The following is a 22,958-nucleotide window of genomic DNA, read 5'->3' on the forward strand; positions in this document are numbered from 1 at the left end:
CGGGCCGACAGCCACGAGAACTGTCGCTCACGCCGAGACTCGGCCCCACGGCCCGCGGCCGGCGGGCGGCCGGCGGCCGCGGGCCGCCGCCCGCCTACGCCCGGTCGAAGATCACCGTCATGTCGGCGATGTTGTCCTCGGTCGGCTCCCACGTGGTGCCGGCCTCGACGTTCTGCGTGATCTGCTCCGGCTTCGTCGCCCCCGCGATGACACTCGACAGCCCGGGCTGCGCCAGCAACCACGCGAACGTCGCCTGCAGCATCGTGACGCCGCGGTGGTCGCAGAACCGCTGGTAGTCGTCGAGCACGTCCCACGGGGCGTCCTCGAGCAACTGCGGCTTCGACGTCGACAGCCGCCCGTCGGCCGGACCCCCGGCCTTCGTGTACTTGCCGGTCAGCAGCCCGTTGTACAGCGGGAAGAACGGCAGGAACCCGAGGGCGTACGCGCGGACGGCCGGCAGCACCTCGGCCTCGGCGGCACGGGCGAGCGGGCTGTACTCGTTCTGCGCGGACACGAACGCCGTGGTGCCGGCGATCGACGCGGTCAGTTCGGCCTCGGCGACCTGCCAGCCCGCGAAGTTCGAGTGGCCGACGTAGCGGATCTTGCCCTCGCGGACCAGGTCGTCGAGGACCGACAGCGTCTCCTCGATCGGCGTCACGTCGTCGGGACGGTGCATCTGATACAGGTCGATCCAGTCCGTGCCGAGGCGACGGAGCGACGACTCGACGGCCAACCGGACGTACCGTCGCGACCCGCGCACACCCCAGTCCGGGCCGTTCGCGCCCTGCATGTCCATGCCGAACTTCGTCGCGAGCACGATCTCGTCACGCCGTCCCGCGATCGACCGGCCGAGCATCTCCTCGGACATGCCGGGTCGGCCGCCGTAGATGTCGGCCGTGTCGAAGAGCGTGACCCCGGCGTCGAGTGCCGCGCGCACGACGGCGTCCGTGCCCTCCTGCGACTCGGAGGCGGTCCCCGGCCGCCCGAAGTTGTTGCAGCCGAGGCCGACGGTGGAAACGACGAGCCCCGAGGGACCCAGTGGACGGTGTTCGATTCCGGTCATGCCCCGAACGTACCGGCGACCCCGGAACTGGGGCTGCGACATCCGCGACCGTTGCCACTAGAACTGACGATGGATCAGTCGACGAAGGGAGCACCGCAGTGGCGTCGCATCGCATGCAGGATTCGGAACGGCCGCGCCGTCCCGTCCCGTCCTGGGTGACCGCACCGGTCGTCGAACCGGCCGAGTCCGCCCGGCGGGTCGCCGCCGACTCCGCAGCGAGCACCGGCCAGGAGGCCCGTCCCACCCCCGCCACGTCGCGCACCACCCACGGTGCGCCGGCTCCCACCGCCGTGGTCGGCTCCGCCCCGCAGCCGACGGCCACGCTCGACCCGACAGCAGCGCCGACGCCGGAGCCCGCGTCCATCGCCACCCTGGTCGAGGACGACGTCACGGTCCCCGACTACCCGCCGCAGCAGGACCTCCTGCCGCCGGCCCCGACCTCTCCGACCGTGCACACCGTGCCGTTCGACACCGCAGCCGTGGCCTCCGCACCGGCTCCGGTCTCACCGATCGACGCCGCTCCGCGCACCGCACCGGCCCCCGCACCGTCGCCCGTGCCCGCCGCCGGACAGCCCCGGTTCTCGGTGCCCGGCCTGGAGCACGTCGTCGTCGAGGGCACCGAGCCCGAACCCGTGGGCCCGATCGGCTTCCGCACGCCCCGCCGCTTCGCCCACCAGCAGGCCGCCGCCACCGTGGCACCGGCACCGGCACCGACGCCGGCGTCCGCCCACGTGCGTTCCTTCGACGCGGTCCTGCAGGCGCCGTCGGTGCCGACCGCCTCGTCGACCGCACCGATGGCGCCGAACCCGGTCGTGCCCGTGACCGCCCCCCGTGCCGAGGCGAGTGCGTCCGTCGGGGCCGAGCCGGGCCTCCCGACCGAACTGCTCGACCAGCCCGTGGCCGCAGCCGCCCAGCCGGAGCCGCGCCGTGCACTCGGTGCGACGCCCGGGGCGATCCTGGGGGCCGTGGCGGGCATCGCGACGCTCGGACTCGCGGCGTGGTGGTTCACCGCGCCGGCGACCGTGCACGGTGTCGGTGTCGTGCTCGGACTCCTCGCGCTGGTGGTGTCGCTCGTGACGCTGCGCGACCGCGCGGCGACGTGGCAGCGGCCGGTCGCGCTGCTCGGCGTCGTGCTCGGTGGCGTCGGAACACTCGTGCTGCTGTGGGCCGTCGCGTCGGCGCTGCTGCCGCTCGCCGGGGTGACGCTGCCCGACCTGACCGGGACCGGGACGACCCCGACCCTCGCGCCGTAGCGGTCTCTGCGCTCGACGCCGTCGTCTGCGCACGACGCCGTCAGGCCAGCGAGACGCCCCCGAATCCGGCGGCGTCTCACGAGCAGCGAGGCGTTTCGGCAACACGCCGGCGTCTCCTGGAGCCGTCTGCCGAGCCGCACCCCGACGGTCAGACCGCGCGGACGACCCCGCGCGACAGGATCGCGTTCGTCAGGGCGTCGATCGGCTCGCGCTGCACCGTCGGGTTCGCGATGAGGACGTAGTCGACCGCCGGCAGGTCCGGCAGCCCGAGCCGCTGCGACACCTTCACCAGGTCCGCCGGGATGAGCGAGTGCGGGAACACCGCCACGCCGATCCCCGCGCGCACCGCCGCCAGCACGCCGTTCACGTCGCGGGTGTTGCAGGTGATCCGCCAGGTGCGGCCGGCGGCCTCGAGGGCGTCGATCGCCATCTGCCGGCTGATGCTCGGCGCCTGGTACGCGATCAGCGGCACGGGCTCGTCGCGTTCGACCGCGATGCCGTCCTGCGCCATCCACACCATCTGGTCGGTCGCGACCCGGGTGCCCTCGGCGGACTCCCCCGCGGTCTGCTTGATGAACACCAGGTCGAGCTGCCCGGCGTGCACCCGGCGCAGGAGCGGTGACGACTGGTTCACCGTCAGCTCGAGGTTCACCTGTGGGTGCAGCCGCCGGAAGTCGCGGAGGATGCGCGGCAACTGCGTGATCGCGAGGTCGTCGGCCGCGCCGAACCGGAGGCGCCCACGCGTCGCCGACCCCGAGAAGTACGCGTCCGCGGTGGCGTGCGCCGCGAGGATCGTCCGGGCGAAGCCGGCCATCGCGTCGCCGTTGTCCGTGAGGGTGACGCCACGGGTGTCGCGGGCGACGAGGGTGCGGGACACCGCGGTCTCGAGCCGCCGGACGTGCTGGGAGACGGTGGGCTGGCTGATGCCGAGGCGGGCTCCGGCCTGCGTGAAGCTCTGTGTCTCGGCGACGGCCAGGAAGGTCTGCAGCAGGACCGGATCGAGCACGGTGCACCTCGTTCGTTCGCGCGGTCATTCGACATCGCAATGGATTGATAGCCACCATAGGGGTGTCGAATGGCCCGCGGCCACGTAGTTTCGATGGGGTACCAGATCCGCAACGACGTCCGGAGAACCCCTCACCGTGAGTGCGTCATCGACGACCCTCCCCCCGCCCACCGAACCACTCCCGATCCAGGCCACCCGCCCGCCCTGGCGGCACACCCTGATCGCCCTGTCCGTGCCGAACTTCCGGCTGTTCACGGCCACCAACCTCGTCGCGATGACCGCCGGGTGGATGCAGCGCATCGCCCAGGACTGGCTCGTCCTGCAGCTGACCGGCTCGGTCGCGCAGGTCGGCATCACCGTTGCCTGCCAGTTCGCGCCGATGCTGCTGTTCGGGCTGCTCGGCGGCGTGCTCGTCGACCGGTTCTCGAAGCGTGCGCTGATGATGATCACGCAGGGCGCCTTCGCGGTGCTGTCCGCGCTGCTCGCCGTGCTGACGCTCGCCGGTGTGGTCGAGGCCTGGCACATCTGGGTGATCGCGTTCCTGGTCGGCATGGTCACCGTGATCGACAACCCGGCTCGCCAGGTGTTCGTCACCGAGATCGTCGGGCACCAGCACCTCCGCAACGCGATCAGCGTGAACTCGTCGGTGTTCCAGCTCGGCGGCATGATCGGCCCGGCGCTGTCCGGCGCACTGCTCGTCGCGGTCGGGGCCGGCTGGTCGTTCGGCGTGAACGCGATCGCCTGCGTCGCCGTCGTCGTGACGCTCGGGTTCCTGAAGGTCTCGGAGCTGCACCGGACGCCCCCGGCACCCCGCGGCAAGGGGCAGCTGATCGAGGGGCTCCGCTACGCCGTGAACAAGCCGACGATCATCGTGCCGGTGATCCTCGTCGCGTTCTTCTCGGTGTTCGCCCTGACGATGCCCGTGCTGCTGTCGGCCTTCGCGTCACAGGTGTACGACGTCGGCGCCGCCGGGTACGGCGTGTTCAACTCGGCCGTGGCGATCGGTGCACTCGTCGGCGCCCTGCTCTCCACGCGGCGGGCGGTCGTGCGGCTCCGGACCATCGTCGGCGGGGTGTTCTGGACCGGGGTGCTGCTCGTGGTCTCCGGCTCCATCCCCGTGATCGCGCCGTTCACCGTGGCGCTCGTCGCCGTCGGGATGTCGCAGCTGCTGTTCCAGACCGCGTCGAACTCACTCGTGCAGCTGTCGTCGAACGTGGCGATCCGCGGTCGGGTGATGTCGCTCTACGTGCTCGTGCTGCTCGGCGGCCAGGCGATCGGTGGGCCGCTCATGGGCCAGGTCGTCGACCACTTCGGGGCGCACGTCGGGATGATGGTCGCCGGAGGCGCGCCTGCTGCTGCCGCCGCCGTGATCGCGCTCGTCCTCGCCCGCCGAGGCGGCCTGCACCTCGCCGTGCGCATGCGCCACCACGTTCCGCTGCCGGCCATCGTCGCCCGCTGAGCGGGGCGGTGGGCGCACCGGCACGCCGGACGGGAGGCCCGTGGCGGCGTCGCCACGGGCCTCCCGTCCGGTGCGCGCCAAGGCGTTGCGCCCTGTTGCGGGCGTCGCGCCCTGACACACAGGGGCGCATTGCCCGCAACAGGGCGCGGACGCGGTCCGGGGCGGACGGGAGGCACGGGGCGGCCCCGCCACGCGCCTCCCGTCCGCCTGGTCGCACCGGACGCATGCCGCACCGGCGCGCCAAGGCATTGCGCCCTGTTGCGGGCGTCGCGCCCTGACACACAGGGGCGCAATGCCCGCAAAAGGGCGCGGACGCGGTCCGGGACGGACGGGAGGCACGTGGCGGCCCCGCCACGCGCCTCCCGTCCGGTGAGCGGTTGCCTCAGTACGCCACGCCGAAACGCGCCTGGTGGTGCGCCGGGTTCGCGATCTCGTCGACGAAGGCCAGGCCGAAGTCGTCGCCGGAGATGTTCGAGTTGCCCTCGGCGTCGGTCAGCAGGACCTCGTCAGTCGTGCGGTAGGTGCCACGACGCTCGCCCGGGTTGTAGCTGCCGTAACCGGCGGCCGGGCTGACGTAGAACCAGTCGACGTCGGTGTCCGAGGCCCGGAGCGCGTCGAGGATCTGCGCGTGGCTCTTCGCCTCACCCTTGAACGCGTCCGGGAACTCGGCCGAGTCGAACAGGCGCGGTCCACCGTCGGCGACGAGCAGCGAACCGGCGCCGCCGACGATGCCGAGACGCGCACCGGCGCTGGCCGCGGCGTCGACGAAGTGCTGGAACTTGTCCTTGAGCTCACTGCCGTCCGCCTGGACCGCGTGCAGTGCGACGACGATGACGTCGGCGTCCTTCGTGACCTCGGCCACGAAGTTCGCGTCGAAGGCGTCGCCCTGCGCCAGGGTCAGGCCCTCGGCGGCGTCGAGCTTGCTCGTGTCGCGCGCAACGGCGGTGACGGCGATGCCACGGGAGAGGGCTTCGCGGGTGATGGCGGAGCCGGCGTAGCCGGTGCCTCCGAAGACGACGATGCTGGTCATGCTGTTCCTTTCGTGGGGCTGGTGCTGCTCACCGTACAAGAGTTACTCTCCTTGAGTAAGTAGGCACCTCACGGTGCGTAACGAAGCTCGTTCGTCACGGAGGCCAGGCCAGATGTCAGCACTCGAGTACAGCCCCTACGCGGCGGACTGCCCCAGCCGACAGCTGCTCGACCGCATCGGCGACCGGTGGAGTGTGCTGACGATCGGTACCCTCGCCGACGGGCCGCAACGGTACTCGGCGATCGCGAACCGGGTGCAGGGCGTGTCGCAGAAGATGCTCACGCAGACCCTCCGGGCACTGGAGCGGGACGGGCTCGTCACCCGCACGGTCTTCCCCGAGATCCCGCCGCACGTCGAGTACGAGCTCACCGATCGCGGGCGGTCGCTCCGCCGGGTGCTCGAGCCGCTCGAGGCGTGGGCGACGTCCCACATGGACGACGTCGCGGTGTCGCGCGTGGAGTACGACGCGCGCTGACTCGGCGGGGGTGCGGGGCGGGCGGGTGCGGGGGCGGGGGCGGGGGCGCTTCGTGAGTAGAAATGGTCGGGTCGGCAGCGCACACCCGACCATTTCTGCTCACGAAGTGCCGCCACGCGCACACTCGGAATCCCCGACGGCGGCGAGTGGTTGCCTGGGGACATGCGATCGATCGTCTACACGAAGCCCGGTGACAGCAGCGTCCTCGAACTCGTCGAGCGGGACGTCCCCGAACCCGGCGCCGGCGAGGTCCGCGTCCGCGTCGTCGTCTCCGGCGTGAACCCGACGGACTGGAAGGCCCGGGCGGGCGGTACCTACGGCGACGGCCTGCCCTTCCCCGAGGTCACCCCGAACCAGGACGGCGCCGGTGTCGTCGACGCGGTCGGCCAGGGTGTCGAGGACCTCGCCGTCGGTGACCGCGTGTGGCTCTTCATGGCCGCCGCCTCGCGCCCGACCGGCACCGCGCAGGAGTACACCGTCGTGCCGGAGACCCGAGCGGTCCGCCTGCCCGACGAGACCAGCTTCGACATCGGCGCCTCGCTCGGTGTCCCGGCGATGACCGCGCACCGCGCCCTCACGACGCACGAGGACGGCCCCGCACGGCTCGGCGCCGGTGCGCTCGACGGCGTCACGGTGCTCGTCGCCGGTGGCGCCGGAGCGGTGGGGCACGCGGCGATCCAGCTCGCCCGGTGGGCCGGCGCGACGGTGATCACGACGATCAGCTCGGACGACAAGGCCGCCCTCGCCACCGCGGCGGGAGCCCACCACGTCGTGAACTACCGGCAGGACGACGCCTCGGCTCGCATCCGCGAGATCGCGCCGGACGGCGTCGACATCGTCGTCGAGGTGTCGATCCCCCAGAACGCCGAGCTGGTCGCCGACGTCCTGGCGAACCACGGCGTCGTGTCGATCTACGCGAACAACGGTGGCGACGAGGCCACGTTGCCGATCCGCCCGAACATGAGCGTGAATGCGCGCTACCAGTTCCTGCTGCTCTACACGATCGGCGACGAGGCCCTGGCCGCCGCTGCCGAGGACGTCACCGAGGCGCTGCACGACGGCGTGCTGGCGGTCGGCGCGGACGCGGGTCTGCCGCTCACCCGCTTCGACCTCGCCCACACCGCTGCCGCCCACGACGCCGTCGAGCACGACACCGTCGGCAAGGTGCTGATCGACGTGCCAGAGGCGCAGTAGCCTCGACGCCCAGACGACGAACGGCTCCCACACCCGTGGGAGCCGTTCGTCGTGGACGATGCGGGAAGGGTCAGCGACCCAGGCGCGCGGCGATGGCTGCGGCGACCCGGGACCGGGCTGCTTCGCGCTCGCGCTCGATGTTGGCGGCGATGACGTCGAGGTCTTCGTAGTCGGCGTCGGTGGTGGTGTCGTTCCAGTTGGGCGATGAGATCCGGGCACGCCCGAACGACGGCGGAGCAGGGTTCACGGTCGTCATGAGGGCATCGTACGTCGAGCGTCCGACAGAGCGTGTGAGCATCACGGGCCTTTCCTTGGATTGCGGTCGCGCTCGGGGAACGAGTAGGTCAACGAGAACGCCACGGCCATGAACGACGCCATCATCGCGATGTTCTTGGCGTCGAGTTCGGTGAAGGCGTCGGGGACCGGGGAGTCGACGGTGAGCATGCCGAACGAGTACTGGTCGGACCGGATCACCACCGAGACGTACGACGAGTAGCGCGGTTCGAAACCCGGCACGTCCTGGTCCACGTCGACGTCGGCCGAGCGGTCGCCGACGATCCGGGGCGATCCCCCGACCAGCACCCACTCGAGGTTGCGGTCGCCGTAGGGCGTGCCCGCGCGGAAGACCCCGGCGGTGTCGCCGGCACCCCCGTGACCGATCGGCTCGAGCGCTCGCAGATCGGTGGACAGCTGGTACACGTTGGCGCGGACGTCGGGCACCTTCGGCAGCAGGTAGAACGCCAGGGCCACGGCGACCCGGTCGGCGACGACGGAGAGTTCACCGTGGCGCTCGGAACGGGGCAGTTCGGTGAACCGGACGAGCCGGGTGGCGATCTGGCCGAACGCGTACCGGACCGCTGTCGACTGTTCGAGTTCGGCCCCGGTCGCGTTCTCCTCGGCCACCGCCCGCGCAGCGTCGCTGCGTCGGATCCGGACCACCTGCACCGCCACGGCACCGGCCAGCACGACGAGCCCGAACACGACGAGCGACAGTCGGACCGCCGGGGTGACGAACAGGTTCGGCAGCTGGAACGCCGCAGTGGGCGCGGCCGCCACCACGATCGGCCACCCGACCGTGCCGACCCGTCCTGAACGCTGTTGCCCCATGACCACGACGCTAGGTCACGCCACCGACGCAGACGGAGTTGTCCACAGGTCGGTTCTCCACAGGATCTGTCGGCCTCCACCAGCCCGTCGCACGCAGCTGGTAAGCAAGACCCATGACCGATGCCAGCACGCCCGTTCCCGGATCCAGAGCCCTCGTCCTGGGCGGCGGAGGTGTCGCCGGCATCGCCTGGGAGGTCGGTGTCCTCACCGCTCTGCAGGACGCCGGCGTCGACCTCGATGCCGCAGACCTGGTCGTCGGCACGAGCGCCGGCAGCGTCGTCGGCGCCTTCGTCCGGAACGGCGCGGTGCAGCAGGCGTACGACCAGCAGCACACCCCCGCGCCGACGACCTACGTCGAGCCGCCGGCCATCGACACCGACGCCGTCCAGCAGCGGATCGGTGCCGCGCTCGAGGGCGCGACCGGCGAGCAGGACGCCCGCGCCCGCCTCGGCCTCGCCGCCCAGCAGGTCACCGACGGACAGTCCGACGACGAGCGCGTGGCGACCTTCACCGAGACCCTGCCGTCCACCGACTGGCCGGCGAAGCCGCTCGCGATCACCGCGGTCGACGCCACCGACGGCACGTTCCGACTGCTGACCGCAGCCGACGGCGTCCCGCTCCCCCGCGCGGTCGCCGCGAGCTGCTCCGTGCCCTTCGTGTGGTCGCCCGTCGGCATCGAGGGCCGACCGTACGTCGACGGCGGGGTCCGCTCCGGCACGAACGCCGATGCCGCCGCCGGACACGAGCGTGTCCTCGTCATCGCCTGCGGTGCCGAGGGTCCGTCGCCGGTCGGCCCGTGGCTCGACGTCGCGGTCGAGTCGCTCCGCGCCGGCGGCAGCTCGGTCGAGGTCGTCGTGGCGGACAGCGCCGCGCAGGAAGCCTTCGGCACGAACTCGCTCTCGCTGGCCACTCAGGCGCCCTCGGCCGAAGCCGGCCGCGCCCAGGGCACGGCGGTCGCCGAGCAGATCGCCGCCTTCTGGGCCGATGACCTGGTGAGCGTGGTCGCATGACGACGCCGTTCTCCGACCTCGACCAGTACATCGCGCTCCCCCGGGTCGACGAGATCGCGATCAGCCCCGACGGTCAGCGCGTCGCCCTGACGGTCAGTGCGCTCGACCCGGACCGCACCGGGTACCGGCGCTCGATCTGGCAGGTGCCCGCGACCCCGACCGTCGACGCGGACGGACCCACCGCCGGCCCGGTCCGCCTCACCCGTTCTGCCAAGGGCGAGGGCGGCATCGCCTTCACCCGCACCGGCGACCTGCTCTTCGTCTCCGCCCGCCCCGACGCCGACGCCACCGACGTCGACGCCGCCCAGCTCTGGGTGCTCCCGGCGGCCGGCGGTGAAGCCCGCCCCCTCACGCGGCTCACCGGCGGGGTCGGCGGCGTCCTGGCGACCGCTGCGGCCGCCGACACCGTCGCGCTCACCGCCGACCTGCTGCCGGGTGCCGGCTCTGACCCGGCGACCGTGATCGACACCGACGCCGAGCTCCGGAAGGCCCGCACGGACAAGAAGGTCCGCGCGATCCTGCACGAGACCTACCCGGTCCGGTACTGGGACCACGACCTCGGCCCGGACCAGACCCACGTCCTGACGCTCGACACGGCCGGCGGACCAGACGAAATCGCGCAGCCCGTCGACCGCACGCCGGCTCCCGACCGGTCGCTGGACCACGTCGCCGGGGCGCTCACGCCCGACGGTTCCGTCCTGTTGGCAGCCGTGGGTGTCCGGGAGGCCCGTGGGGACCGCTCGACGCTCGTCACGATCGACTGCACCAGCGGCCACCGCACGGTGCTGTTCGACGACGGCGACGTCGACCACGAGATGCCCGCACTGAGCCACGACGGTCGCACGATCGCGTGGGTCCGGACGGTGCGCTCCACCCCCGCCGGTGCGCACCAGCAAGAGGTCTGGACCGCCGGCATCGACGGGTCGGACCCACGCCGTATCGCCACCGACTGGGACCGCTGGCCGAGCGAGCTCGTGTTCGAGCACGGCGACGGGGCACTGCTCGCCGTGGCCGACCAGGACGGCCGGGCACCCGTGTTCCGCATCCCGCTCGACGGCGCAGCCGTCGAACAGCTGACCCACGACGACTGGGCGTACTCGAGCCTGCGCGTGGCGGAGGCGACCGGCGCGGTCGTGGCGCTCCGGGCCTCCTGGGCGGCACCGCTGCACCCCGTGCGGATCGCGACGGACGGGGTGGTGACCCCGCTCGCGACGCCCGCACCCCTGCCCGAGGTCCCCGCGCACCTGGACGAGGTCGAGACGACCGCGGCCGACGGCGCGCGCGTGCGCGGCTGGCTGGTCGTGCCGGAGGGTGACGGGCCGCACCCGCTGCTGCTCTGGATCCACGGCGGACCGCTCAACTCGTGGAACCAGTGGTCGTGGCGGTGGAACCCGATGCTCCTCGCGGCGCGCGGGTACGCCGTGCTGCTGCCGGACCCGGCACTGTCGACCGGCTACGGGCTCGACTTCGTGAACCGCGGGTGGAACGCGTGGGGGCAGGCGCCGTACACCGACCTGCTGGCGATCACGGACGCGGTCGAGGCCCGAGCGGACATCGACGAGACCCGCACGGCGGCGATGGGCGGCTCGTTCGGCGGGTACATGGCGAACTGGGTTGCCGGGCACACCGACCGGTTCCGCGCGATCGTCACGCACGCGAGCCTGTGGGCGCTTGACCAGTTCAACGGCACGACGGACGCGTCGCAGTACTGGTCGTCGATCTTCGACGCCGCTGGCATCGAGGCCAACGACCCGCACCGGTTCGTGGCCGACATCACGTCACCGATGCTCGTGGTCCACGGCGACAAGGACTACCGCGTGCCGATCGGCGAGGGGCTGCGGCTGTGGTCCGAGCTCGCCGAGCACCACGCGGCCGACGACGGCACGATGCCGCACCGGTTCCTGTACTTCCCGGACGAGAACCACTGGGTGCTCTCGCCGCAGCACGCCGTGGTCTGGTACGAGACGGTGTTCGCGTTCCTCGGGCAGCACGTGCTCGACCAGGAGTGGGAGCGGCCGGAGCTGCTCGGGTAGCGGCGGCCGTGATCGACTCGGAACGACATGATCGACGTCGCACGACATCGAGAACGTCGTTCCGGGTCGGATCCACCCGGCCCGGCCCGATCCACCCGGCCCGACCCGACCGACCCGACCCGACCCGGCCCGCTACACGAACGCGGCCTGCCCGGTGATCGCACGACCGACGATCAGCGTGTTCACCTCGCGCGTGCCCTCGTACGAGTAGATCGCCTCGGCGTCCGCGAAGAACCGGGCGACGCCCTTGTCGAGCACGATGCCGTTGCCGCCCTGCACCTCGCGGCACCAGCCGACGGTCTCGCGCATCTTCGCGGTCGCGAACGCCTTCGCCAGGGCGGAGTGCTCGTCGCCCCCGACGCCGGCGTCCTGCATGGCCGAGGCCTGCGTGCAGAGCGCGATCGAGGCCGTGATGTTCGACAGCGACTTCACGAGCAGGTCCTGCACGAGCTGGTGCGCGGCGATGGGTTTGCCGAACTGGATCCGCTCGCGGGCGTACGCGAGCGCCGCGTCGTAGGCGCCGACCGCGATACCGACGGCCTGCCAGGCCACCTCGGTGCGGGTCAGGCGGAGCACCTCGGCGGTCGACCGGAACGAGTCGGCGCGCTGGAGCCGACGCGATTCCGGCACGCGTACCCCCTGCATGACGATGTCGGCGTTCTGCACCCCACGCAGCGCGATCTTGTCCTCGATCTTGGTGGCGGTGAAGCCGGGGCTGTCCGTGGTGACCAGGAAGCCCTTCACCTGCTCGTCCGCGACGTCCTTCGCCCAGATGACGACGACGTCGGCGAAGGTGGCGTTGCCGATCCAGCGCTTCTCACCGTCGAGCACCCACGTGTCGCCGTCGCGGCGGGCAGTGGTGCGCAGGCCACGGGCGGAGTCGCTGCCGGACAGCGGTTCGGTCAGGCCGAACGCCCCGATGAGCTCGCCGGCGGCCATGCGCGGCAGCCACTCGCGCTGCTGTTCCTCGCTGCCGGCGACGGCGATCGAGTTCATCGCCAGACCCGACTGCACGCCGATGAACGTCGCGACGCTGGCGTCGACGCGTCCGAGCTCGAGCGCCGCCCACCCGCGGTACACGGCCGAGTTCTCGAACTGGCGCACGAGCGGGATCCCCGGCCCGTACATCCCGAGCTCGGCGAGCGGGGCGATCACCTGCATCGGGAACTCGGCGCGTGCCCAGTACCCGTCGGCGATGGGCGCGACCTCGCGCTCGAGGTACTCGCGGAGTCGCCCGATCGACGCGCGCTCCGGCTCGGTCAGCTGCTGTTGGAAGCCGTAGAAGTCCGATTCGAGGAGGCCCGTCGTGGGCGTCAGCGTTGACATGGAACCAACGATGCATCATTCTCGAAAACGTTGCAAGGGAGGACCGCGTGTACACATCGGATTCTGCGCTGCGCGCCTTCCGGGAGGCCCGCCACACGTTCATCGACGGCTCGCGGATCGACATGGGCGCGTTGGCTGCCGCGCTCGGCGTGGACCGCACGTCGCTGTTCCGGTGGGTGGGCAACCGTGACCGGTTGCTGTCCGAGATCCTGTGGTCCCTCGCAGTCCCGACGCTCGACCGGGCGTCCCGTGCTGCCGACACGATCGGGTCGTCCGGAGCGGCGCGCATCGTCGACGTGCTCGACCGGTTCACCGCCGACCTCATCGAGGCCACCTACTTCCGCGCCTTCCTGACCCGCGAACCCGCGCGGGCGATGCGCCTGCTGACCACCTCGGAGAGTGACGTGCAGAGCCGGTTCGTCGAACGGGTCACCGCGCTCGTGGTCGAGGAGCAGTCGTCCGGCGAGTTCGATCCGGCCCCGCTGTCCGCCGAGGAGCTCGCCCGGCTGCTCGTCCGGATCTCAGAGTCGTTCACCTACGCTGAGTTCATCTCCGGTGAGGCCCCCGACCCCGTCCGGGCACGCGCCGCGTTCGAGTACGTGCTGCGCCCCGCCGCCGATCACGCCACACCCGCACCTCCGATCGGAGACCGATGACCATCGACGAGTACCCGTTCCGCCGCCACTACCCCACACGGTGGAACGACAACGACATGTTCGGGCACGTCAACAACACGATCTACTACTCGGCGATGGACAACGCATCGACGTACTGGTTCCGCGAGGAAGCGGGTCTCGACCCCTTCACGTCGGAGTGGATCGCAGTGCTGGTGTCGTCGAGCTGCCGCTTCGTCGAGTCCGCCGTGTGGCCGGACGTCATCGAGGTCGGGATGCGGTCCAAGCACCTCGGCAACACGAGCCTGTCGTGGGAGTTCGGCCTGTTCCGGCAGTCCGACGGCGCACTGCTCGCCACCGGCGAGTTCGCGCACGTCATCATCGACCGCGAGGGTGCCCGCCGACCGATCCCCCTGCCGGAGTCGCTGCGCGCGCTCGTGACGGGCACGATGGTCGCCCAGGAGCCCGCCGTCGCCGACTGATCCCGCGCGCCGTCGCCCGTCGTCGTCCCGCAACCGAGAACAGGTCAGGGGCGGTAGTCGTCGCGACGGGGCTGGTTCAGCCGCGCAGCGAGATCGTCGCCCGCGGGCTTAGCGCCGTTCAGGGTCCCGAGCACCTTCGCCACGGTCGACAACACGAAGCCGATCCCCCGGCCGATGGCTTGCACGAACCTCATGACGTCCCCTCTCGTCACCCCATGCTAGCCCGCGGCCCGAGGACTGCTCAGGACTGCTCAGGACTTGAGGGCAGCGAGCTCGAGGTTGATGTCGTCGGGGTCCTGCACGGACAGGATCACCATGCCAGCGTCACCGAGGTCGGTGACCTCGCCGTGCTCGACCCCTGCGGCGTCGAGGCGTGCAGCCGCCTGGTGCAGCTCGTCGACCGACCCCACGACGAAGCTCACGTGGTCGAGGCCGACGGTGTCCGGGTCGAACGTCTGCCCCGCCGGAGCGACCGGGCGGAGACCGAAGACCTGGTCGCCGAGCCGGAACACGGAGCCGCCGTAGAAGCGCTCACGATCCTCGCGCACGCCGGGCTCGTCGACCTGGTCGCTGAAGTCGATCGCCGGGTCGGTGCCGAGCAGCTGCTGGTAGAACGCCTTGCTGCGGTGGATGTCGGTCACGGTGACGCGGACGTGGGCGAGGGCGGTCGGGCGTGCGAACGGTTCGGTCATGGTGGAGCTCCTCCGGGTTCGACCCGACGCAGGGCCGTCGGGTGCGCGCCGTGGTTGCGACGCGCACCCGAGGCAACCCCTGCCGCCTCGGTGCAGCCCGACAGCGTGCGGCGACCGGACAGCGGCGCTGGACCCGAACGCCAGCGCCGCGGTCCGGTCAGATGAGGTCGTCGGTCAGGTGGTTCGGCGTGCCGAAGCGGTGCGCCGTGATCGAGACCGCCTGCTCTCGGACGAACGGCAGGATCTCGAGCCGACCGGCTTCGGTCACCGGGCCGCCGTACACCGCGACGTCGGGACGCCCGCCGATCGCCGAGGACAGCGCCGAGGTGTCGCCGCCGATGAGCCGGACCCGGGTCGACGGGCCCGACGTGATCGACGACGCGAAGGACTCGTCGGAGACCGACTGCGACACGGAGCGCACGTTGGGCAACGACCGGATAGCGGAGGCGACGGACGAAGGCAGCCCGGCTGCCGTCGACACCTCGATCGTGGTGCCGGCCCGGAGCGCAGCCGCGACGACGCGCACGAGCTCGACCACCGAGGCGTCAGCGTCAGCGTCTGCAACCGCAGCGAGCCGCACCTGCACCGACGGGAACGGCAGGTACCGCGCGATGTTCCGCTCGGCGCTGAGAGCCGAGACGTCGGTCGCGGTGCCGAACAGCGTCGACCAGGCCTGCTCGTCCGACGCCAGCGACCGGTCGAGCACCGGCGAGGTGACCCCGGCCGCACGGACGAAGGCGCTGACCGGAGCAGAAGGAACGGACGCAGCGGTCGACGCAGCAGGCGCCCACGACCCCAGCCCGAGCAGGTAGTTCAGCCCGCCAGCCTTCGTGCCCGCGCCGACGGCCGACTTCTTCCAGCCACCGAACGGCTGCCGACGGACGATGGCGCCCGTGATGCCGCGGTTGACGTAGAGGTTGCCCGACTGGATCCGCCCGAGCCAGGTGCCGATCTCGGCCGGGTCGAGCGAGTGCAGGCCCGAGGTCAGGCCGTAGTCGACCTCGTTGACGATGTCGATCGCTTCGTCGAGGGTGTCGGCGGTCATCATGCCGAGGATCGGACCGAAGTACTCGGTGCGGTGGAACTCCGAGCCGCGGCGGACGCCCTGGCGGACACCGGGGCTCCAGAGCTTGCCGGTCTCGTCGAGCTGCTTCGGCTCGACGGCCCAGGACTCCCCCGCGCCGAGCGTCGTCAGGCCGGCGAGCAGCTTGCCCGAGGCCGGCTCGATGATCGGGCCCATCTGGGTGGTGGGGTCGGTCGGGGAGCCGACGGTGAGCGAGGACACGGCGTCGAGGAGCTGGTTGCGGAAGCGCTTCGACTTCGCGACCGAGCCGACCATGACCACGAGCGACGCGGCCGAGCACTTCTGGCCGGCGTGCCCGAAGGCCGAGGCGACGACGTCCTTCACCGCGAGGTCTAGGTCCGATGACGGGGTGACGATCACGGCGTTCTTGCCCGAGGTCTCGGCGAGCAGCGGCAGGTCCGAGCGGAACGAGCGGAACAGCTCGGCGGTCTCGTAGGCACCGGTGAGGATCACCTGGTCGACCATCGGCGAGGCGATGAGCTGCTGGCCGAGCTCGTTCTCGGACACCTGCAGGAACGCGAGCACGTCGGCCGGGGCCCCGTGGGCGTCGAGCGCGGTCTCGATGATCGAGGCGAGGACGGCCCCGGAGCGCTCGGCGGGCGGTGCCGGCTTGAGGACGACGGCGGACCCGGCAGCGAGTGCGGCCAGGGTCGAGCCGGCGGGGATCGCGACCGGGAAGTTCCACGGCGGTGCGACGAGGGTCAGCGTGGCCGGGGTGAAGGTCGCACCGTCGAGGTCGTCGAGCTGCGACGCGAGCGAGCCGTAGAAGTGCGCGAAGTCGATCGCCTCGGACACCTCGGGGTCGGCCTGGTCGATGGCCTTGCCGGTCTCCGCGGCCATAACCTCGATGAGTGCTGCGCGGTTCGCCTCGAGTGCGTCGCCGACGGCGTGCAGCACGGCGCCACGAGCGGCACCGGACCAGGTCCCCCAGACCGCACCGGCGGCCTGGACGCGAGCCAGCGCCGAGTCGAGCGACGCGGCGGAGTCGACCCGGGCCTCCTGGACGGCGCGGACGCCGAGCGTCGACGACGCGATCCGGCCCGTGATGGCCGACCCCCACTGGCGCACCGACGCGACCGACGGGTCGCTGTCCGGCGTGTTCTCGAACCGGCCGGGCCCGGGGCGTCCGACGGCCGCGTAGCGGTCGGCGACGCGGTGGGACGCGGGAGCGGCGAGGCCCTCGGGCGTGGCGAGCGGGACGAGCGAGGCGCGGAACCGCTCTTCCTCGCGGGCGAACAGCGGCGGCGACGACACCAGCGAGAAGACCGCGGACATGAAGTTGTCCTGCGAGGCGCCTTCTTCGAGGCGACGGATCAGGTACGCGATCGCGACGTCGAACTCGCCGGGGTGGACGACCGGCGTGTAGAGCAGGAGGGAACCGACCGTGTTCTTCACTGCCGACGCCTGGCCCTGCGCCATACCGAGCAGCATCTCGAACTCGATGCCGTCCCGAACGCCTCGTTCGCCGGCGAGCAGCCAGGCGTGCGCGACGTCGAACAGGTTGTGCCCGGCGACACCGACGCGGACGTTCTCGACGCGCGACGGGGTGAGTGCCCAGTCGAGCACGCGCTTGTAGTTGGTGTCGGAGTCCTGCTTGGTGTGCCAGGTGGCGAGCGGCCAGCCGTGCACCGAGGCCTCGACCTGCTCCATCGGCAGGTTCGCGCCCTTGACCAGGCGGACCTTGATGCCGGCACCACCGCGGGCGCGGCGGGCGGCGGACCACTCCTGCAGCTGCTCCATCGCGGCGAGCGCGTCGGGCAGGTACGCCTGCAGCACGATGCCGGCTTCGAGCCCGAGGAACGCGGGCTCGTCGAGGAGCTTGGTGAAGACCGCGATCGTCAGGTCGAGGTCCTTGTACTCCTCCATGTCGAGGTTGATGAACTTGGCCGGGGTCGAGGCCGCGGCGCGCTCGAACAGCGGGCGGAGCTGCTCGACGATGTCGTCGACGGCGTGGTCGAACGCCCACGGCGAGTGCGGGTGCACCGTCGAGGACACCTTGATGGAGACGTAGTCGACGTCGTCGCGCGCCAGGAGCTTGTGCGTGCCCTCGAGCCGGCGCGCGGCTTCGCGCTCGCCCAGCACGGCCTCGCCGAGCAGGTTCACGTTGAGCCGGACGCCGTCCCGCTTGATCTTCGCGATCGCCGGGCCGAGCTTCGAGTCGGTCGCGTCGACGATGAGGTGGCCGACCATGCCCCGGAGCACCCGGCGGGCGACGGGCACGACGACGCCCGGCAGCACCGGTGCCATACCACCACCGAGGCGCACGAGTCCGCGCATCGCAGCGGGCAGGAACCCGGGGGCACCGGGCGCGATCTGCCGGAGCTTGCGGGCGGCGACGGCCAGGTCTTCCGGGCGGACGACGCCGTCCACGAAGCCGACCGCGAAGTCGAGACCGGCGGGGTCGGCGAGCACCCCGGCGAGCTGCTTGGCGGAGCCGTCCACCGGGAACGACTCGGCCTCGGCCAGCCACTGTCGGACGAGTGCGACGGACTGGTCCGCCAAGGCGTCGTGGTCGGTGGCGGGGTGCTCGTGCAGGGTCGTCATGGGTTCAGTGTGGAGCGCCCGACTCATCAGCGGAAGCAACGGTTCGTGATGGGTACCCGTAAGTTCCGCTACCGTGAGCACGTGCTCGATGTCCGCCGTCTCGTCCTGCTCCGTGAGCTCTCCATCCGGGGCACGATCGCCGCGGTCGCCGAGGCCGTGAACTTCACCCCGTCGGCCGTCTCGCAGCAGCTCAGCACCCTGGAGCGCGAGGCCGGCGTGCCCCTGCTCAGGAAGGCCGGCCGGCGCCTGCAGCTCACCCCGCAGGCCGAGGTCCTGGTGCAGGCGGCCGGGCACGTGCTGGACGTCCTCGAGCTGGCGCAGTCGCAGGTCGAGGAGACCATGCCGACCGTGCAGGGCCGGATCCGTGTCGCGGTGTTCCAGTCCGCGGCCCTCGCCCTCATGCCGAACGCCCTGCACGCCATGGCCACCGAGCACCCGGACGTCCGCATCGAGATGGTGCAGCGGGAACCGGAGACGGCCCTGCACGAGACCTGGGCTCGCGACTTCGACGTGGTCATCGCGGAGCAGTACCCCGCGCACGCGGCTCCGCACCTTCCCGGGCTGGACCGGTCGGATCTGACCACCGACGCGGTCCGGCTCGCACTGCCCCCGGTGGACACCGCGCTCGTACCGGTGTCGTCGATCGAGGACGCAGGCGCGCTGCCCTGGGTGATGGAGCCCCGCGGGACCGCGTCGCGGCACTTCGCCGAGCAGGTCTGCCGACGCTGGGGGTTCGAGCCCGACGTCCGGTACGAGACCGCGGACCTGCAGACGCAGATCCGGCTCGTGGAGTCCGGGAACGCCGTCAGCCTGATGCCCGACCTGATGTGGACCGGGCGGACGACCACCTGCCGCCTGCTCGAGCTGCCCGAGCACCCGCGCCGGACCATCTTCACGGTGGTCCGGTCGGCCGGGTCGTCCTCCCCTGCGGTCCGCGCACTCCGCCACGCCCTGGAGCGCGCGGCTGCGGTCGTCGGAGACTGAGCGGACTGGAGGCGCGGCTCGGCCCCGCCACGTCGGTCGCCGCCGTGACGCACCAGGTCGTGACCGATCTGTGACACAACGGCTGTCAGGACTCGTCACGCCCGGACATTCCCTTTGTAGAGGACGCTGATCGAGCGTCCCACCCAGGCATCCGAGGGGGATCCCATGAACCAGTCCTGCAAGTACACGTTCCGCCGCAGCGCGGCGATCGGAGCGGCGATCGCGATCGTCACCGCCTCGTCGGCGTTCGGCATCGGCGCGAGCGCCGCCTCCGCGGCGACCGGCGAGACTGCTGCACCGAGCACCTCCGCGACGTCCGCACCGCAGGACGCGACCACCGCGACCACCGCACCCGACACCACGGCGGCCGGCACCGACACCGACACCGACACCGAGCAAGGCGCACCGGACGACGCGCCCGCCGACCCGGCACCGACGACCGACCCGGGGCCGACCACCGAGACGGTGGCGCCGGACAACACGCCGGCACCCACCCCGGCCGCGACCGAGACGCCCACCGCGGACCCGGGGACGACGACCCCCGCCGCCGAACAACCCGCCGCCGAGGCATCGACGCCCGTCACCTGGGCGGAGCCGTCGACCAAGGACTCGCCGATCGTCCTCACCGCGACCGCCGGCCAGCCGTTCTCGCACACCTTCACCGCCCAGGGCGGCGACGGCCCACTGGAGTACCTGTTCAACCCGCTGAACTTCTTCCCGAACAACGACGTCAACGGCTGGTCCTGGAACGAGCAGACCGGTGTCCTGAGCGCCACCCCGAAGAGCACGATCGACGGGCCCGCTCTGTTCGAGGTCACCGCGACCGACCTGCACCAGACCGCGGTGCAGTACATCCAGGTCGACATCGAGCCCGGCGCCCCGGTGGGTGTCACGTTCGGCGTCGACAGCTCGGACTCCGACGTCAGCTGGCAGGTCGATGCCGACGGGACGATCCGGGAGTACACGCCGGGTGGCACCGGTGAGACCGTGGTGTCGGAGGTCCCCGCCACCGTCGGCTCCTCGATGACCCTCGCGGGGCTGGCCGTCGACGCGCTGGGCAACCGCACCACCCCGGGCGACGAGTACCCGCGGTCGACCGTCACGAGCACCACCGCGTCCGACGGCGTGGTCTGGGACCCGAAGTGGTCGGCGAACACGGTGACGTTCTCAGAGCCGGGTACCCGCACGCTGACGGTGTCCGAGGGCGGCGTCTCGACCTCGTTCACGGTCCGCGTCTCCGAGGCCCCCGCTCCCGTCGCCGGCATCGCCGTCGGGGTGCTCCCCGCGGACGAGACGTCCGGCGACCGGTGGGGCGTCGAGGGCGACGTGATCACCTACTACCCGGCGGACGGCGACGCGCAGCGGGTCGACGCGATCCCGGCCCGACAGGGTGACCGGGTGCAGATCCGCGCCCTGGCCGTGGACGCCGACGGGCAGCCGGTCGGTGACCACACCGACCTCACCTTCACGAGCGACGTGGCCAGTGACCGCATCGAGTACGACCCCGAGGCTGTGGCCACGTGGGTGACCTTCGAGCACGCGTCGCCGCACACGGTCACCGTGGCGTCCGGTGACGTGACGAGCACCATCCGCTTCGAGGTGCAGCCGACGGCGACGACCACGGTCACGACCACCCACACGCCGACCGCGTCGGGCACCCTCGCGTACACCGGCGCCGACGAGTCCGGCCCACTCGCGTGGGCCCTCGGCCTCCTGGCGTCGGGCGCCGGCCTGCTCGTCTGGCGCCTCCGTCGCCGACTCGGCTGAGGCACGTCACGGCGACCGCCTGACGGACGGGAGGCGCGGGGCACGACCGCCCCGCGCCTCCCGTCCGCCGTCGCGCGTCCCTGTGAGAAACCCCAGATGAGAGCCGGTAGTACCGAGATGAAACCGTGATCTCCGGCGGACTCGGAACGGGTCCGCGAACCGTAATGTCAGCACAGAGGAGCGCGCGAGGACCGCGCGCTCACCATCGGACTCCCAGGGGGGAACCATGCACCAGTCCACCAAGCCGCCCGTCCGCCGCGCGGCGACGATCGGCATCGTCGTGGCGGCGACCGCCATCGGCTCGGTCATCGGCGTCGGCGCGTCCGCGACGGCGGCGACGCCGACGCAGACGAGCACCACGGCCACCGCGACACCGAGCGCCGCCCCGACGACGGAGGCGCCGACACCCAGCGCCAGCCCGACACCCAGCGGAAGCCCGACGACGACCAAGACGCCGACGTCGACGCCGACGCCGACGCCGACGCCCGGCGCCGGCCCCGCCGCGAAGGCCACGGACAGCACCACCCCGGCGGCAGCACCGGGTGACGGCAGCGACCTCGCGTTCACCGAGCCGTCGACCCAGGCCGCCCCGGTCGCCCTCACCGCGACGGTCGGCACGCCGTTCAGCCACACGTTCAGCACCACGGGCGGCAACGGCACCGTCGCGTACGCCATCCAGGACGCCCCGTCGGCGGACTACACGGTGAACGTCGAGACCGGCGTGCTGAGCGGCACACCGACGACCGCCGGCACGTTCGACTTCGAGGTCGTGGCCCTCAGCGGCTCGACACAGGTGACCGAGTACGTCCGCCTGACCGTCTCACCGTCGCCGGTCGTCTTCACCGAGCCGTCGACGAAGGCGAAGCCGCTCGCCCTCACCGCCACCGCCGGCGCGACGTTCACGCACACGTTCCGCACCACGGGCGGCAGCGGTTCGCTGGCGTACGCGATCCAGGACGCGCCCTCGTCCGACCTGACCGTCAACGTCGAGACCGGGGTGCTCACCAGCACGGTGACCACCGCGGGCACGTACGACTTCGAGGTCGTCGCGCTCCGCGGCACCGCGACCGCCACGGAGTACGTGCGCCTGACCGTCCTGCCGGCCGCACCCGTTGGGGTCCTGGCGATCGTCGACACCGGCACGCCCGGCGCAACGGTCTGGTCGGTCGCCCCCGGTGGCGTCATCAGTGCGTTCTCCGGCGGCGGCGATCCCCTCGGGACCGTCGCGTCGATCCCCGTCCAGCAGGGCAGCTCACTGGTGGTGTCCGGCCTCGCCGTCGACCGGTTCGGCAACCCGACCGCACCGGCTTCCGTGAGCACCGGGTTCGGCACGACGGTGACGAGCTCGGTCGCGTCGGACAAGGTCGTCACCGATCCCCGGGGCGACGCCTCGAAGGTGACGTTCCCGCACGCTTCGGACCACCGTCTCACCATCACCCAGGGTGGCGCCTCGACCACGTTCGTCGTCGCCGTCCGACCCGTCGCCACGGCCGCGGTCGCGACCACGACGAGCGGCACCGGCAGCACTCTCGCGTACACCGGCGCCGACGAGACCGGCCCCCTCGCGTGGGCCCTGGGCCTCCTGGCCGCCGGCGGCGGCCTGCTGGTCCACCGCCTGCGTCGCCGTCGCGCCTGAGACGCGACCGACGAACGGACGGGAGGCCCGGTGCCAGCTGGTAGCGGGCCTCCCGTCCATCGTGCGGGAACCCCCAACCATGGTCACATTCTGATCAAGACGGTCGTGTCCGCGCGCGGATACCAATACGATCCGAGCAAGCCGAGGATTCTCGGCGGATTCTTATGTTCCGGCACCCGACCGGACTGAACACCTGGGG

Annotated in this window: 20 protein-coding genes; 11 read left to right on the forward strand and 9 right to left on the reverse strand. The window is 71.9% G+C overall.

Annotated elements, in window-relative coordinates:
- Window positions 1–94: 94 nt before the first annotated feature.
- On the reverse strand, window positions 95–1,063 hold the full coding sequence (locus EDF40_RS15090) for an aldo/keto reductase (protein ID WP_123340348.1): 969 nt from the start codon (window positions 1,061–1,063) through the stop codon (window positions 95–97).
- Between the two features lie 155 nt (window positions 1,064–1,218).
- Between EDF40_RS15090 and EDF40_RS15095 the strand changes: the two genes are divergently transcribed.
- Entirely contained in the window at window positions 1,219–2,316 is a 1,098-nt protein-coding gene (locus EDF40_RS15095; RefSeq protein WP_123340347.1) for a hypothetical protein, read from the forward strand.
- A 148-nt stretch (window positions 2,317–2,464) separates the two neighbouring features.
- Here the strand turns inward: EDF40_RS15095 and EDF40_RS15100 are convergent, their stop codons facing one another.
- The gene (locus EDF40_RS15100; RefSeq protein WP_123292823.1) at window positions 2,465–3,322 is read right to left on the reverse strand and encodes a LysR substrate-binding domain-containing protein; all 858 of its coding nucleotides are present in this window, start codon (window positions 3,320–3,322) and stop codon (window positions 2,465–2,467) included.
- A gap of 136 nt (window positions 3,323–3,458) precedes the next feature.
- Between EDF40_RS15100 and EDF40_RS15105 the strand changes: the two genes are divergently transcribed.
- Window positions 3,459–4,781 carry an MFS transporter gene (locus EDF40_RS15105; RefSeq protein ID WP_123340346.1) on the forward strand — a complete coding sequence of 441 codons (1,323 nt, stop codon included), beginning with the start codon at window positions 3,459–3,461 and terminating at the stop codon, window positions 4,779–4,781.
- Between the two features lie 382 nt (window positions 4,782–5,163).
- On the opposite strand, the gene EDF40_RS15110 is transcribed toward EDF40_RS15105, so the two are convergent.
- Window positions 5,164–5,811, reverse strand: coding sequence for an NAD(P)-dependent oxidoreductase (locus EDF40_RS15110; RefSeq protein ID WP_123340345.1), 648 nt, complete (start codon window positions 5,809–5,811; stop codon window positions 5,164–5,166).
- Between the two features lie 112 nt (window positions 5,812–5,923).
- Between EDF40_RS15110 and EDF40_RS15115 the strand changes: the two genes are divergently transcribed.
- Together EDF40_RS15115 and EDF40_RS15120 are read left to right on the forward strand one after the other, a co-directional pair.
- Window positions 5,924–6,286 (forward strand): helix-turn-helix domain-containing protein, encoded by a 363-nt coding sequence (locus tag EDF40_RS15115; protein WP_111086871.1) that lies wholly within the window; start codon window positions 5,924–5,926, stop codon window positions 6,284–6,286.
- 162 nt (window positions 6,287–6,448) lie between these two features.
- The gene (locus tag EDF40_RS15120) at window positions 6,449–7,480 is read left to right on the forward strand and encodes an NADPH:quinone reductase (protein ID WP_123340344.1); all 1,032 of its coding nucleotides are present in this window, start codon (window positions 6,449–6,451) and stop codon (window positions 7,478–7,480) included.
- Between the two features lie 70 nt (window positions 7,481–7,550).
- Here EDF40_RS15120 and EDF40_RS15125 read toward each other — a convergent pair whose 3' ends face one another.
- Complete coding sequence (locus EDF40_RS15125) at window positions 7,551–7,736, reverse strand: hypothetical protein (RefSeq protein ID WP_148053868.1); 186 nt, start codon at window positions 7,734–7,736, stop codon at window positions 7,551–7,553.
- 41 nt (window positions 7,737–7,777) lie between these two features.
- Entirely contained in the window at window positions 7,778–8,587 is an 810-nt protein-coding gene (locus tag EDF40_RS15130; RefSeq protein ID WP_123700735.1) for a GAF domain-containing protein, read from the reverse strand.
- A gap of 113 nt (window positions 8,588–8,700) precedes the next feature.
- Here EDF40_RS15130 and EDF40_RS15135 point away from each other — a divergent pair, with 113 nt between their 5' ends.
- Window positions 8,701–9,597 carry a patatin-like phospholipase family protein gene (locus EDF40_RS15135; RefSeq protein WP_123340341.1) on the forward strand — a complete coding sequence of 299 codons (897 nt, stop codon included), beginning with the start codon at window positions 8,701–8,703 and terminating at the stop codon, window positions 9,595–9,597.
- Window positions 9,594–11,630: an alpha/beta fold hydrolase gene (locus EDF40_RS15140; RefSeq protein ID WP_123340340.1), complete on the forward strand. Its 2,037-nt coding sequence runs from the start codon at window positions 9,594–9,596 to the stop codon at window positions 11,628–11,630. The genes EDF40_RS15135 and EDF40_RS15140 overlap by 4 nt, the downstream gene beginning before the upstream one ends.
- Before the next feature lie 132 nt (window positions 11,631–11,762).
- On the opposite strand, the gene EDF40_RS15145 is transcribed toward EDF40_RS15140, so the two are convergent.
- Window positions 11,763–12,956, reverse strand: a complete 1,194-nt coding sequence (locus tag EDF40_RS15145) for an acyl-CoA dehydrogenase family protein (RefSeq protein WP_123340339.1) — start codon at window positions 12,954–12,956, stop codon at window positions 11,763–11,765.
- 47 nt (window positions 12,957–13,003) lie between these two features.
- Between EDF40_RS15145 and EDF40_RS15150 the strand changes: the two genes are divergently transcribed.
- Both EDF40_RS15150 and EDF40_RS15155 read left to right on the forward strand, forming a co-directional pair.
- Complete coding sequence (locus tag EDF40_RS15150) at window positions 13,004–13,612, forward strand: QsdR family transcriptional regulator (RefSeq protein WP_123292424.1); 609 nt, start codon at window positions 13,004–13,006, stop codon at window positions 13,610–13,612.
- Window positions 13,609–14,052, forward strand: a complete 444-nt coding sequence (locus tag EDF40_RS15155) for a thioesterase family protein (protein ID WP_123340338.1) — start codon at window positions 13,609–13,611, stop codon at window positions 14,050–14,052. The genes EDF40_RS15150 and EDF40_RS15155 overlap by 4 nt, the downstream gene beginning before the upstream one ends.
- Window positions 14,053–14,096: 44 nt before the next feature.
- Here the strand turns inward: EDF40_RS15155 and EDF40_RS19275 are convergent, their stop codons facing one another.
- From EDF40_RS19275 to EDF40_RS15165, 3 genes are all read right to left on the reverse strand, one after another.
- Window positions 14,097–14,246, reverse strand: coding sequence for a hypothetical protein (locus EDF40_RS19275; RefSeq protein ID WP_185003115.1), 150 nt, complete (start codon window positions 14,244–14,246; stop codon window positions 14,097–14,099).
- 57 nt (window positions 14,247–14,303) lie between these two features.
- Window positions 14,304–14,744, reverse strand: a complete 441-nt coding sequence (locus tag EDF40_RS15160) for a VOC family protein (protein ID WP_123292422.1) — start codon at window positions 14,742–14,744, stop codon at window positions 14,304–14,306.
- A 157-nt stretch (window positions 14,745–14,901) separates the two neighbouring features.
- Window positions 14,902–18,372 carry a bifunctional proline dehydrogenase/L-glutamate gamma-semialdehyde dehydrogenase gene (locus EDF40_RS15165; protein WP_123340337.1) on the reverse strand — a complete coding sequence of 1,157 codons (3,471 nt, stop codon included), beginning with the start codon at window positions 18,370–18,372 and terminating at the stop codon, window positions 14,902–14,904.
- Window positions 18,373–18,453: 81 nt separating this feature from the next.
- Here EDF40_RS15165 and EDF40_RS15170 point away from each other — a divergent pair, with 81 nt between their 5' ends.
- The 3 genes from EDF40_RS15170 to EDF40_RS15185 all read left to right on the forward strand — a co-directional run bounded on the left by EDF40_RS15170 (window position 18,454) and on the right by EDF40_RS15185 (window position 22,759).
- A complete protein-coding gene (locus EDF40_RS15170) occupies window positions 18,454–19,356 on the forward strand; it encodes a LysR family transcriptional regulator (RefSeq protein ID WP_123340531.1) in 903 nt (300 codons plus the stop codon).
- Between the two features lie 165 nt (window positions 19,357–19,521).
- Window positions 19,522–21,123 carry a hypothetical protein gene (locus tag EDF40_RS15175; RefSeq protein WP_123340336.1) on the forward strand — a complete coding sequence of 534 codons (1,602 nt, stop codon included), beginning with the start codon at window positions 19,522–19,524 and terminating at the stop codon, window positions 21,121–21,123.
- 226 nt (window positions 21,124–21,349) lie between these two features.
- Complete coding sequence (locus EDF40_RS15185) at window positions 21,350–22,759, forward strand: hypothetical protein (protein ID WP_123340335.1); 1,410 nt, start codon at window positions 21,350–21,352, stop codon at window positions 22,757–22,759.
- Window positions 22,760–22,958: the final 199 nt, after the last annotated feature.

Origin of the sequence: Curtobacterium sp. PhB170 (genome assembly GCF_003752345.1) — a bacterium.
Classification (GTDB): Bacteria; Actinomycetota; Actinomycetes; order Actinomycetales; family Microbacteriaceae; genus Curtobacterium.